Genomic DNA, 12,886 nt, shown 5'->3' on the forward strand with positions numbered 1-12,886 from the left:
GAGTGATAGGAGGAACTAGGATGAAAAAACAGACGCGCTTTTCCATTTTACTAGGGCATTTAAGAGAACACTCCTCTTTATACTTGTTTATTGTCGTGCTTTTTTTTATGGGAGTGATATTCGGTGCCATTGTCGTCAACAGCATGAACTTTACGCAGAAGCAGGATCTGCTAGTCTACTTGAACCGTTTTTTCGGCCAAGTGGCAGATGGGCAGTTTGCGAATGCGAAGGATATATTCTTTCAGAGCTATTTTCATAATGTGAAATATGTGCTCCTCATGTGGGTGCTCGGCATTTCCATCATCGGGTTGCCGGTCATTTTGGTATTATTGTTTTTAAAAGGGGTAGTTGTCGGTTTTACAGTCGGCTTTCTGGTCAATCAATTAAGCTGGGAGGGCTTTTTGCTTTCCTTCGTATCGATCCTTCCACAGAACATGATTGCCATACCGGCTTACATCATCATCGGCACCTTGTCTGTGGCATTTTCGTTAAAAATGATTCGCCAGCAGTTCGTAAAGAGAATTCAGGAGCCGTTCTTTCAGCAGTTTTTAAGATACAGCCTTGCGATGGGCTGCATCTGCCTATTACTTATCCCGGCATCGCTGATAGAAGCAGTGGCATCCCCGGTATTTATGAAATCGGTTATCACCATGTTGAAATAATTATTATATAAAAATTACTATTATGGCTTATTTGTAATAATTATATTTTCTTTGACAGTTCTCTCCCTATTCGATAAAATATAATGGTATAGCGAGGGAGGGAACAAGTTATGGAAGACAGAATTGAACGGATTAAAACGCAGCTACATTCCGCGAGCTACAAGCTTACTCCTCAACGGGAATCAACTGTCCGTGTTTTATTGGAGCATGAAGAGGATCATTTAAGTGCGGAAGATGTATACCTCCTCGTAAAAGAAAAGTCCCCCGAAATTGGACTTGCTACCGTATATCGAACTTTAGAGCTGCTTACAGAATTGAAAATAGTGGATAAAATAAATTTTGGCGATGGCGTGTCCCGTTATGACTTAAGGCAAGAGGGCAAAAAGCATTTCCATCACCATTTGGTTTGTATAGAGTGTGGCGCAGTGGATGAAATACAGGATGACCTGTTGGAAGATGTGGAAGCAATCGTGGAGCGTGATTGGAAATTTAAAATCAAAGATCACCGCCTGACATTCCACGGAATCTGCCACCGCTGCCAAGATCCTGAAAATCCAGAAGAAGAGAACTAAAATACATATTGAAAATGTCCCATCGAGCAAAGCGCTCCGGGACATTTTTTATTTTTCATTTTCGGAATCAGATATGTAAAAAACCTCTTACTTGAAATTTTACAGGCATCTAGCTGTTGATTGGAGCAATAGGCGAAGACTCCTGCGGGAGGAAGCGTTTAGTGGAGACCCCACAGGCGAAGCCGAGGAGGCTCCACAAACGCCCCGCGGAAAGCGCAGCCTATTGCGGAAATCAACAGCGGTATTTAATGTGCAAAATTATCTTACAATCTACACTAACCATGTATAAAAGCCTGATAAATTGTCATACCTTCTAATAAGACAAGTTATTCGGAAAATTTGCAGGTTGGAGGTTCGTTATACATGAAGAATATTATGGAAACATGCTATAATACATTTAAAGTATTTATTTTATTTACCGGCTGCACCGTGCTATTTTACTATGGCATTATGTGGGTCAATCAGGAGTATCAGAATTACCACCGTTATGATGAGCCGGAGGGGGCAGCGGTGAAAGTGACAAAAATGATAGAGGAGAAGGATGAGAGCTGGGTACAGCGTTTACTGTTTTTCTATCATTACGGGGAGTAGAGTGGAGTGCAGGAGCATTTAAAGGATTTTATGCATTATTTGGTAGTGGAGAAAGGTTTGGCAGATAACACGATTGTGTCCTATGAACGTGACTTGAAAGCATATATTCTATATATCAGCAAGGTGGAGAAGGTTGCTTCACTCGATCATGTGACAAGAGCGACCATTGTCCAATTTTTAAAGTTCCTTCATGAAAAAGGAAAGTCTTCGAAAACCATTTCGAGGCATATTGCATCAATACGCTCTTTTCACCAGTTTTTACTTCGGGAAAAAGTGACCACCCAGGATCCGACTGTACATCTCGACCGTCCAAAGGCGGAGCAAAAGCTGCCACAGGTCTTATCGGTGGAAGAGGTGCAGGCCCTCTTGGATTCCCCAGATACAAGCAAGGAGATCGGGATCAGGGACAAGGCGATGCTTGAGCTGTTATATGCCACAGGTATGCGTGTGTCGGAGCTCATTTCACTGAATCTGAGTGATGTCCATTTAACGATGGGTTTTGTACGATGCATCGGAAAAGGGAACAAAGAGAGAATCATTCCCCTTGGAAAACTTGCACAGCAGGCGGTTCATACTTATATAGTAGAAAGTAGAGGACGGCTCAAAAAGAAAAAGGTGACAGATGCACTGTTTTTGAACCATCATGGTAACCGTTTGACCAGACAGGGGTACTGGAAAATCCTCAAAAAACTCTCCAAAGAGGCAGGAATAGAAAAGGATCTCACTCCTCATACATTGCGGCATTCGTTTGCAACACATCTTTTGGAAAACGGGGCAGATCTCAGAGCGGTTCAGGAGATGCTCGGTCATGCGGATATTTCCACTACACAGATTTATACACATGTTACAAAGACGCGTATGAAGGATGTTTACAGCATGTTTCATCCAAGAGCATAGAGGCTGGTTGTCAGAACAGTCTTTTTTTTATTTTTTGATTGCAAGACTGAAAGCGCTTGTTTATACTGATGGAAGAGGTCAGACTTCTGACAAATGAAGTTGGTATTTCTTATGGTTATCATCCCAAAAAGAGGGGAAAATACCTAGGACAAAAAAACATGAATTTAGAATAGCTTTTATAGGAGGTTATCAAATGAGTTCTTATACATATAAAAGAGTGTTTCTTGTCGTGATGGACTCTGTTGGAATCGGAGAAGCGCCTGATGTTGAGAAGTTCGGTGACAAGGGTGCTGATACATTGGGGCATATCGCTGAGCGTATGAATGGGCTTAACATGCCAAACATGGCTAAACTTGGCCTAAGCAATATCGAACAAGTGCATGGTGTCGAAAAGGCAGCCAAGCCACTTGCTTTCTTTACAAAAATGGAAGAAGCATCAAGTGGAAAAGACACCATGACCGGACACTGGGAAATCATGGGTCTTCGCATCGATACACCATTCCAGGTGTTTCCGGAAGGATTTCCTGATGAGCTGATTCAGGAACTTGAAGAGAAGACAGGCAGAAAAGTGATTGGTAACATTCCTGCATCCGGAACGGAAATCCTTGATCAATTAGGGAAAGAACACATGGATACAGGTGCACTGATTGTCTACACTTCTGCGGATTCTGTTCTGCAAATCGCTGCACATGAAGGTGTTGTTCCGATCGAGGAGCTATATGACATCTGTAAAATTGCCCGCGAATTGACACTGGATGAAAAATATATGGTTGGTAGAGTCATTGCCCGTCCGTTCGAAGGAGAGCCTGGCAATTTCAAGCGTACTTCTAATCGTCATGATTATGCATTAAAGCCATTCGAGCGCACCGTCATGAATGAGTTGAAGGACAGCGGATTTGATGTGATTTCCATCGGGAAGATCTCTGACATCTTCGACGGAGAGGGTGTAACGAAATCCCTTCGTACTGTTTCCAATATGGATGGTATGGATAAGCTTATGGATACTGTTGAAATGGACTTCACAGGACTCAGCTTCTTGAACCTTGTTGACTTTGACGCGGTCTACGGTCATAGAAGAGATCCGGAAGGCTACGGAAAAGCTTTGGAAGAGTTCGATGCAAGACTTCCTGAAGTGCTGTCCAACCTACGTGAGGACGACCTATTGATCATTACAGCGGACCACGGAAATGATCCAACCTTTCCTGGTACCGACCATACACGTGAATATGTACCTTTATTGGTGTACACGCCTCGCAAAGAAGAAGGAAAAGAATTGGAAATCCGTAAGACATTTGCAGATATCGGAGCAACAGTAGCGGATAACTTTAATACAAAAATGCCGAAGCACGGAAAAAGCTTCTTAACAGACTTAAACTAGGGGGAACTTTTCATGAACGTAGCTGCAATCAAACAATCTGCTGATTACATTACAGCAAAAATCAAGAACCAACCGAAAATCGGACTTATTTTGGGATCGGGACTCGGCGTACTTGCGGAGGAAATCCAAAATCCAATTACCATTCCATATGGTGAAATCCCTGAATTCCCAGTTTCCACAGTAGAAGGTCATGCAGGCCAGTTGGTAATAGGAGAGCTTGAAGGTAAGACGGTTATCGCGATGCAAGGTCGCTTCCATTTTTATGAAGGCTATTCCATGGACAAAGTGACGTTCCCTGTTCGGGTCATGAAATACTTGGGTGTGGAAAAGTTGATCGTAACAAACGCTGCAGGCGGAGTGAATGAAAGCTTTGAAGCCGGTGACTTGATGCTATTGACGGACCATATCAACAACATGGGCACAAACCCGTTGATCGGACCGAACGATAATGAACTTGGAGCACGTTTCCCAGATATGTCAGAGCCATATTGCAAAGAATTACGTAAGCTTGCAAAGGATGTTGCGGCACAAATCGGTCTAAAGGTACAAGAAGGTGTATACGTAGGAAACACAGGACCTTCCTATGAAACTCCAGCAGAAGTAAGAATGCTTCGTACATTGGGAGGGGACGCAGTTGGTATGTCAACTGTGCCGGAAGTGATCATTGCCCGTCACAGCGGTATGAAAGTGCTTGGCATCTCTTGCATCTCTAATATGGCAGCAGGAATTCTTGACCAGCCATTAACACATGATGAAGTAATGGAAACAACGGAAATGGTAAAAGCCAACTTCCTGCAATTCGTAAAAACAATCATCAAAGGTATGTAATTCTAAAATAGAGGTGTGTTTTTAAATGAGAATGGTAGACGTTATTGAGAAGAAACGTGATGGAAAAGAATTAACTACAGAAGAAATCCAATTCGTCGTAAAAGGATTCACGGACGGTTCCATCCCTGACTATCAAATGAGTGCATTTGCAATGGCCACTTATTTTAAGGGAATGAGCGATCAGGAGCGTGCTGATCTTACAATGGCAATGGTTCACTCCGGTGACACGATCGACCTTTCTGCAATAGAAGGAATCAAGGTTGACAAACACAGTACAGGTGGCGTTGGCGATACAACTACTTTAGTATTGGCTCCTCTTGTTGCGGCAGTTGGAGTACCAGTTGCGAAAATGTCCGGAAGAGGACTTGGACACACAGGCGGAACAATCGATAAGCTTGAAGCGGTACCTGGCTTCCACGTGGAAATAGACAATCAGGAATTCATTGATTACGTGAACAAGAACAAGGTCGCTGTTATCGGACAGAGTGGAAACCTGACTCCTGCCGACAAAAAGCTTTACGCACTTCGTGATGTAACTGCTACAGTTAACAGCATTCCATTGATCGCAAGCTCCATCATGAGTAAGAAAATCGCAGCTGGAGCAGATGCAATCGTACTTGATGTAAAAACTGGTGCTGGTGCATTCATGAAGGATCTGGACGAAGCGAAAAAGCTTGCAAAAGCAATGGTTGACATCGGGAACAACGTAGGTCGCAGAACAATGGCTGTTATCTCCGACATGAGCCAGCCGCTTGGCTATGCTATCGGTAACGCATTGGAGATCAAAGAGGCAATCGATACACTTCGCGGAAAAGGTCCGAAAGACCTGGAAGAGCTTTGCTTAGTTCTTGGAAGCTACATGGTTCTTTTAGCCGAGAAAGCTTCCACATTGGAAGAAGCCCGCGGTATGCTTGAAGAAGTTATCCGTTCAGGTGCTGCAATCGAAACATTGAAAACATTCCTGGAAGCACAAGGCGGAGATTCCTCTGTTGTTGACAACCCGGAAAAAATGCCTCAGGCTAAGTATGTGGTTGAATTGGAAGCGAAGGAAGCTGGTACAGTTTCTGAAATCGTAGCTGATTCCGTTGGTACTGCAGCAATGCTTTTAGGTGCTGGCCGTGCAACGAAGGAATCTGAAATCGACTTGGCTGTCGGTATCGTTCTTCGCAAGAAAATCGGTGACAAAGTAGAAGCTGGAGAATCACTTGCTACCATCCACAGCAACCAGGAAGACATGGCGAAAGTCAAAGAAAAGCTTTATGAAAGCATCAAAGTGGTTACAGGTGACGTTACTGTGCCGCCGCTTGTATATGATACAATCTCTGAATGATTTTATTGCGACAGCTCCCGTTATGATGGGGGCTGTTTTTATGATTTCGACTTGTATGATATTTTCGACCAGTTATATAAAAAAATAATCAAGAACATGATTAAACAAATAGATATGTTTTCTACCCAACGTACCTCTCTGTCCGCTATTAATTGCCACCCTGACGATAATACAAAAAATATTATGGGGAATCTTAGGGCTTCCTTCATAATACTTCACCTCGCTCATTTTTCTTCATTAAACCTCACCATGTAGGATAAATATACATTAACATAAATATCCATTTGCATACCACGAAAATAATTCCACCACACTACCAAATCTTAGTATAAAACGTATCTTTATGGAAAAAATGTGAAGTATGGAAAAAGAATGGAGGTATTAGGATGAAGAAGTTTGGAAGTGCCATAATTGCCATTGCTTTTGCTTTTTCCGCATTCAGCCCATTGGCACAGGCGGAGGAAAAAAGTGTTCAACTTACTGAAAATGCGAAATCTGCAATATTAATTGAGCGTGATACAGGTCAGGTTCTCTATGAGAAAAACGGACATGAGAAATTACCGCCTGCAAGTATGACCAAAATTATGACGATGCTGTTAATTATGGAAGCGTTGGATGAAGGCAAACTGACTTGGGATGAAAAAATCCGCACAAGTGAACATGCTGCCTCCATGGGTGGTTCCCAGATTTTCCTGGAGCCAGGTGAAGAAATGACGACAGATGAAATGCTGCGTGGTATTGCAATAGCATCCGGAAACGATGCTTCAGTTGCAATGGCTGAACGAATTGCCGGGTCAGAGCAGGCTTTTGTTGAACAAATGAACATGAAAGCGAAGGAACTGGGGCTTGAAAATACCCTGTTTCAGAATCCGACAGGCCTTCCAGCAAAGAATCATTATAGTACTGCCTCTGATATGGCAGTCATGGCTAAAGAACTGTTGAAGTACGAAGCAATTACAAAATATACAGGTCAATACGAAGATTACCTTCGTCAAAATACGGAAAAGAAATTCTGGTTAGTTAATACGAATAAGCTTGTTAGATTTTACCCTGGTGTCGATGGTGTAAAAACAGGCTTTACCCAAGAAGCTAAATATTGCTTAACTGCAACTGCAAAGAAAGATAATATGCGTGTCATTGCTGTAGTGTTCGGAGCGCCAACTCCAAAGGATCGTAATGCACAGATAACAAACATGCTTGATTTTGCGTTCAGTCATTATAAAACGCATCCGATGTTCGAACGCAATGTTGAAGTCGCCAAAGTGAAAGTCAGCAAGGGTTCCGATAAGGAGCTGGAAGCTGTAACAAGCGAACCAATCTCCGTCCTAACCAAAAAGGGTGAAAACGTGGATGATGTGGTCAAGGAAATCAAGGTTGATATGAAGCTACAGGCTCCTATTAAGAAAGGGGATAAAGTGGGAACGATCATCCTGAAAAAAGGGGACAAGGTTCTATCCGAGAGTAATCTTGTTGCGGGTTCAGATAGTCTCGAAGCAAGTTGGTGGCAATTGTTTAAACGTTCCATGGGACATTTTACAAAATCTGACTGATGAAATTAGTGACGGTTTTGCACACTCTTTAGCGAATTAGCACTAGTTTTGTCCCTAAGCAGGATTTTGTTATAGAAAAATCGAAATTGACTCACTGAACGATGATTCCACAAGGAGGAAAGTACAGTGAGTCTTACCGTTGATTTGGAAGTTAAACAAAATGTCCTATGTATACGATTAGCTGGAGAATTAGATCACCACACGGCGGAGAATTTGCGTGAACAAGCTTCTAGTATCATTGAGAAGCATCATCTCTCTCATATTATCTTGAATTTGGAGCAGTTATCATTCATGGATAGCTCTGGGTTGGGTGTCATTTTAGGCAGATATAAGCAAATAAAAAGCAATGGCGGAGAAATGGTGGTCTGCTCCATCTCACCACCAGTAAAGCGATTGTTTGAAATGTCTGGCTTGTTTAAAATCATTCGCCTGGAAGAAAGCGAAGAAAATGCACTGCAGAAATTGGGGGTGGCATAATGAGAAATCAGATGCACCTTGAATTTTCTGCACTCAGTCAAAATGAGTCTTTTGCCCGGGTAACTGTAGCTGCTTTCATCATGCAGCTTGATCCCACTATGGATGAGCTGACTGAAATCAAGACGGTAGTATCAGAAGCTGTAACAAACGCCATTATTCATGGATATGACAATGATCCCACTGCCACGGTATATATTTCAGTAGAACTGGAAGATGGTGCCGTTCATATCACCATCAAAGATAAAGGCATGGGAATTGAAGATGTGGAGGAAGCTAGACAGCCGCTATATACTACTAAGCCTGAGCTCGAGCGTTCTGGTATGGGTTTTACCATTATGGAAAACTTTATGGATAATGTAGATATTCACTCAACGCAAGAAGGCACCTCGATCCGTATGACCAAATATCTAGCTAAGAGCAAAGCGCTTTGCAATTAAGGAGCTAAGCCTATGGATGTGGAGGTCAAAAACGAAACGCAAACTTACTTAAAAGATCATGAAGTGAAAGAACTGATCAAAAGAAGCCAAGATGGTGAACAGGAGGCAAGAGATCTGATTGTCTCCAAAAACATGCGGCTTGTCTGGTCGGTGGTTCAACGTTTTATGAATAGAGGATACGAGCCGGATGACCTTTTTCAAATTGGGTGCATCGGATTGTTGAAGTCAGTGGATAAGTTTGACCTTTCTTACGACGTGAAGTTCTCCACCTATGCTGTACCAATGATCATTGGAGAAATTCAACGCTTCATACGCGACGACGGGAGTGTGAAAGTTAGCCGTTCCCTGAAAGAGGTCGCCAATAAAATAAGAAAAGCGAAGGATGAATTGTCGAAGCGCTACGGCCGCGTACCTACCATCAACGAGATCGCAGAGTTCCTCGAGATAACAGCTGAGGAAGTGGTACTTGCGCAAGAGGCAGCAAGAGCACCGTCATCCATTCATGAAACCGTGTATGAAAATGATGGGGATCCAATCACCCTGCTCGATCAGATTGCAGACCATTCGGAAAATAGATGGTTTGATAAGATTGCCTTGAAGGAAGCGATAGAAGAGCTGGATGAGCGGGAGAAACTGATCGTTTACCTTCGCTATTATAAGGATCAGACACAGACAGAGGTCGCCCAGCGACTTGGTATTTCCCAGGTGCAGGTTTCCAGGCTTGAGAAAAAAATACTGGTACAAATGAAAGATCGTATGGATGAGTAAAATTATCCATACGGTTTTTTTATTTTGGCTGATTTCGCACTTTAAGACCAGGATCCTCTGTTTCACACTTTCGTAGTCCCAAAAAGAAAGAGGTTTTGAGACCGCGATTTTTCTGTTATCGCATTATCGTGGTCCCAAAAAGAGGTTTTGAGACCGCGATTCCTCTGTTATCGCATTATCGTGGATACAAAAAGAGGTTTTGAGACCACGATTCCTCTGGTTTCGCACTATCGTAGTCACAAAGAGAAGTTTTGAGACCATGATTTCCCTGTTATCGTATTATCGTGGTCCCAAAGAGAGTTTTTGAGACCACGATTCCTCTGTTATCCCATTATCGTGGTCACAAAGTGCTCCTTATAAGACCACAACCCCAAATCTAAGCAAGAACCAAAAGACTACCCGCCACTCTTTGTGGTAATTCTCCCCATTATTTTTTCCTTTGCATGGTAATTCTCCCACTAATCCATACTACATATACAAACAATAATGTTTTGGCGGGATGTGTTCCGGAGATGGATAAAATCTTGTATATACGCATGCGTCATCGTATTCAAGCTCGTCCAAACCAGACCATCACAATCGGGGATGTAGGTCAGCTGGTCGGGGATGAAGAGGTGCTTAGGATGGTCGGTGGAATTGCCATCCACCAAGTGAACAGAAGCGATAAGTCCATTGTCGTCCTTGATATTATGCGGGTATTGAAGGAATTGCGTAAAGCTGACCCTGATCTGGATGTGCAGACGGTTGGGCCAGCCCAGACGATTGTAGAAATTGTCTATGGGACAAAGCAGTTCAGGCCGATGTTTTTTGCAGCAGTGTGGCTTCTTCTCTTTCTGGGAGCTGCTCTGGCCATCATGAATTTTCATGAAGATGTAAGCATGCGCATTGTCCACCAGAAAATTTTCAAGACCATTACTGGATTGGATGACGAAAAACCGCTACTCCTGCAAATTCCATATTCCATCGGATTGGGCCTAGGGATGATCTTGTTCTTTAACCACGTGTTCAGAAAGCGCATTAACGAGGAACCGAGCCCGCTTGAAGTGGAAATGTTCAACTATCAGCAGGATCTCGATATGTATGTCATCATGCAAGAAAATAAAGAAAGCTCCAAACAGACTGATGACCATTAGCATCATCTTTGTCGTCTTTCTCGGACTGGCAGGGGGGCTGGCGGTGGGTTCAGGATTTGTGGCATTTCTTGCCGTGCTTGGTATCATTCCGCGATTGACGCAGCTGACCAAAACAACTAGATTCGTTTTCAGCTATGAATGGGGTGTCATTGGTGGAGCCTTGTTCGGCAGCTGGATCAGCCTGAATCATGTGACGTTTCATCTCCCGTCTTTTATTGCTGTTCCGATCGGACTTTTCTGTGGAGTATTTGTGGGGCTGCTTGCCGCGGCCTTGACGGAAGTGCTCAATGTACTGCCGATTCTTGCAAAACGGATCGGGGTGGATGGGCAGATGGCAATCCTGTTAATGGCGATAGTATTTGGGAAAATACTTGGCTCGCTTTATCATTGGCTAGTTTTTGTGGACTTATGAAAGGAGAAGCAGGAATGAGTGAAAAGATAAAAGATAACTATAAGCAGAATATAAAAAAGTATCAGCCCAAGCCTCCATATCTGTTGAATTGTATCAAAGCATTTCTCGTTGGTGGACTGATCTGCCTGATTGGCCAGGCTGTTCAGAACTTCTATATAAATGTGTTCGATTTTTCGGAAAAGCAAGCAGGAAATCCAACAGTTGCGACCCTTATTCTCTTTTCCGCATTATTGACCGGTTTTGGCATCTACGATAAAATCGGACAGTTTGCGGGTGCGGGTTCGGCTGTACCGGTCACAGGCTTTGCGAATTCAATGACAAGTGCAGCCTTGGAGCACCGTAGCGAAGGGTTGGTTCTTGGTGTTGCAACGAATATGTTCAAGCTTGCAGGGAGCGTCATCGTGTTCGGAGTGGTAGCTGCATATGTTGTTGGATTCATACGCTATCTATTTAATATGAGTTTTACAGGATAAGGGGGGAGTGAAAAGTGAGATTCGTCGGCAAACAAACATGGGTTTTTCAGAATCCAGTCTATCTGACAGCAACTGGCACAGCCGTAGGACCTAAAGAGGCGGACGGTCCTTTGGGCGTTCATTTTGACCACACCCATAAAGAACTTCATTGTGGAGAAGACAATTGGGAGCTTGCGGAGCGCAGATTGATGGAGCAATCGATTCTTGCATGCTTGGAAAAAGTGAACCTTAAATACAAGGATATCGATTTTTTCCTGGCAGGAGACTTATTGAATCAGAATGTCACAGCCAATTACGTGGCCCGACACCATCAGATTCCCTTTCTGTGTATGTTCGGTGCCTGCTCAACATCGATGGAAACATTGGCAATGGCATCAGCACTTGTGGATGGAGGCTTTGCCAATAGGGTGTTGGCGTCTACAAGCAGTCATAATGCCACAGCAGAACGGCAGTTTCGGTATCCAACGGAATATGGAGGGCAAAAACCGGACTCGGCCACTTTTACAGTAACGGGTGCAGGGACAGCCCTTGTAAGCAAGGAACCGAGTCAAGTGAAAATAAGTGCTGCAACAATCGGAAGGGTAATGGATCTTGGGATTACAGACCCGTTTGACATGGGATCAGCGATGGCTCCAGCTGCGGCGGATACCATCCAGGCACACCTGCAGGACCTGCAAATTCAGCCGGATGAATACGATTTGATTGTAACAGGTGACCTTTCTGGTGTAGGAAGTCCCATTCTAAAAGAGATGTTAAAGGAAGAGGGCTATGACATCTCAACCATTCATACGGATTGCGGACTGATGATTTTCAGGCCAGATCAAGAGGTATTCGCTGGTGGAAGCGGCTGTGGCTGTTGTGCAGTTGTCACTTATGGCCATCTTTTGAATGAATTGAAAAATGGAACATATAACAAAATACTTGTTGTCGCGACAGGAGCCCTGCTTAGTCCGACCATGATCCAACAAAAGGAATCAATTCCTACCATTGCACATGGCGTTGTGTTGGAGAGGGTGAAGTGCTGATGGAATACTTCATTGCCTTTGTTGTAGGTGGACTCATATGTGTAGTTGGCCAGCTTTTACTTGACATTGTCAAGCTGACTCCAGCCCATTTGATGAGCAGCTTCGTGGTAATCGGTGCGGTATTGGATGGCTTTGGACTATATGATAAGTTCATTGATTTTGCGGGAGCCGGTGCCACTGTCCCTATCACAAGCTTTGGTCACTCCTTGCTGCATGGAGCGATGCATCAAGCAGATAAACATGGATTGATTGGGATAGGAATGGGAATATTTGAATTAACATCAGCGGGTATCTCTGCTGCCATTCTTTTTGCATTTCTTGTGGCATTAATCTTCAAGCCGAAGGGATAGTTC

At 43.5% G+C, this 12,886-nt stretch carries 16 protein-coding genes; all 16 read left to right on the forward strand.

What is annotated here, in order from left to right:
- Nucleotides 1-20 precede the first annotated feature (20 nt).
- The 16 genes from spoIIM to spoVAE all read left to right on the forward strand — a co-directional run bounded on the left by spoIIM (nucleotide 21) and on the right by spoVAE (nucleotide 12,883).
- The gene (spoIIM, locus tag ACQCT5_RS04425; protein WP_499639407.1) at nucleotides 21-662 is read left to right on the forward strand and encodes a stage II sporulation protein M; all 642 of its coding nucleotides are present in this window, start codon (nucleotides 21-23) and stop codon (nucleotides 660-662) included.
- A 110-nt stretch (nucleotides 663-772) separates the two neighbouring features.
- Nucleotides 773-1,234 (forward strand): ferric iron uptake transcriptional regulator, encoded by a 462-nt coding sequence (gene fur / locus ACQCT5_RS04430; RefSeq protein ID WP_386639029.1) that lies wholly within the window; start codon nucleotides 773-775, stop codon nucleotides 1,232-1,234.
- A gap of 363 nt (nucleotides 1,235-1,597) precedes the next feature.
- Nucleotides 1,598-1,825, forward strand: a complete 228-nt coding sequence (locus ACQCT5_RS04435; RefSeq protein ID WP_499639409.1) for a YqzK family protein — start codon at nucleotides 1,598-1,600, stop codon at nucleotides 1,823-1,825.
- Between the two features lie 6 nt (nucleotides 1,826-1,831).
- Nucleotides 1,832-2,722: a site-specific tyrosine recombinase XerD gene (gene xerD, locus ACQCT5_RS04440; protein ID WP_499639411.1), complete on the forward strand. Its 891-nt coding sequence runs from the start codon at nucleotides 1,832-1,834 to the stop codon at nucleotides 2,720-2,722.
- Between the two features lie 193 nt (nucleotides 2,723-2,915).
- Nucleotides 2,916-4,100: a phosphopentomutase gene (deoB, locus tag ACQCT5_RS04445; RefSeq protein WP_499639413.1), complete on the forward strand. Its 1,185-nt coding sequence runs from the start codon at nucleotides 2,916-2,918 to the stop codon at nucleotides 4,098-4,100.
- A 12-nt stretch (nucleotides 4,101-4,112) separates the two neighbouring features.
- Entirely contained in the window at nucleotides 4,113-4,928 is an 816-nt protein-coding gene (locus ACQCT5_RS04450; RefSeq protein WP_499639415.1) for a purine-nucleoside phosphorylase, read from the forward strand.
- A gap of 25 nt (nucleotides 4,929-4,953) precedes the next feature.
- On the forward strand, nucleotides 4,954-6,258 hold the full coding sequence (locus ACQCT5_RS04455; RefSeq protein ID WP_499639417.1) for a pyrimidine-nucleoside phosphorylase: 1,305 nt from the start codon (nucleotides 4,954-4,956) through the stop codon (nucleotides 6,256-6,258).
- A 386-nt stretch (nucleotides 6,259-6,644) separates the two neighbouring features.
- Nucleotides 6,645-7,808, forward strand: a complete 1,164-nt coding sequence (locus ACQCT5_RS04460) for a D-alanyl-D-alanine carboxypeptidase family protein (protein ID WP_499639419.1) — start codon at nucleotides 6,645-6,647, stop codon at nucleotides 7,806-7,808.
- Nucleotides 7,809-7,934: 126 nt separating this feature from the next.
- The gene (gene spoIIAA, locus ACQCT5_RS04465) at nucleotides 7,935-8,285 is read left to right on the forward strand and encodes an anti-sigma F factor antagonist (RefSeq protein WP_499639421.1); all 351 of its coding nucleotides are present in this window, start codon (nucleotides 7,935-7,937) and stop codon (nucleotides 8,283-8,285) included.
- Nucleotides 8,285-8,722, forward strand: a complete 438-nt coding sequence (spoIIAB, locus tag ACQCT5_RS04470) for an anti-sigma F factor (RefSeq protein ID WP_386639008.1) — start codon at nucleotides 8,285-8,287, stop codon at nucleotides 8,720-8,722. The genes spoIIAA and spoIIAB overlap by 1 nt, the downstream gene beginning before the upstream one ends.
- A 12-nt stretch (nucleotides 8,723-8,734) precedes the next feature.
- Nucleotides 8,735-9,490 carry an RNA polymerase sporulation sigma factor SigF gene (gene sigF, locus ACQCT5_RS04475; RefSeq protein ID WP_204418051.1) on the forward strand — a complete coding sequence of 252 codons (756 nt, stop codon included), beginning with the start codon at nucleotides 8,735-8,737 and terminating at the stop codon, nucleotides 9,488-9,490.
- A 512-nt stretch (nucleotides 9,491-10,002) separates the two neighbouring features.
- Nucleotides 10,003-10,623: a stage V sporulation protein AA gene (locus ACQCT5_RS04480; protein WP_499639423.1), complete on the forward strand. Its 621-nt coding sequence runs from the start codon at nucleotides 10,003-10,005 to the stop codon at nucleotides 10,621-10,623.
- Nucleotides 10,613-11,035 carry a stage V sporulation protein AB gene (locus ACQCT5_RS04485; RefSeq protein WP_386639111.1) on the forward strand — a complete coding sequence of 141 codons (423 nt, stop codon included), beginning with the start codon at nucleotides 10,613-10,615 and terminating at the stop codon, nucleotides 11,033-11,035. The genes ACQCT5_RS04480 and ACQCT5_RS04485 overlap by 11 nt, the downstream gene beginning before the upstream one ends.
- 14 nt (nucleotides 11,036-11,049) lie before the next feature.
- A complete protein-coding gene (spoVAC, locus tag ACQCT5_RS04490; RefSeq protein WP_386639002.1) occupies nucleotides 11,050-11,508 on the forward strand; it encodes a stage V sporulation protein AC in 459 nt (152 codons plus the stop codon).
- A 14-nt stretch (nucleotides 11,509-11,522) separates the two neighbouring features.
- A complete protein-coding gene (gene spoVAD, locus ACQCT5_RS04495; RefSeq protein WP_499639425.1) occupies nucleotides 11,523-12,533 on the forward strand; it encodes a stage V sporulation protein AD in 1,011 nt (336 codons plus the stop codon).
- Entirely contained in the window at nucleotides 12,533-12,883 is a 351-nt protein-coding gene (gene spoVAE, locus ACQCT5_RS04500) for a stage V sporulation protein AE (protein WP_499639427.1), read from the forward strand. Before spoVAD ends, spoVAE begins: the two co-directional genes overlap by 1 nt.
- Nucleotides 12,884-12,886 lie beyond the last annotated feature (3 nt).

It is taken from the genome of Sutcliffiella halmapala (assembly GCF_050107295.1).
In the GTDB taxonomy this organism is placed as follows: Bacteria; Bacillota; Bacilli; order Bacillales; family Bacillaceae_I; genus Sutcliffiella_A; species Sutcliffiella_A halmapala_A.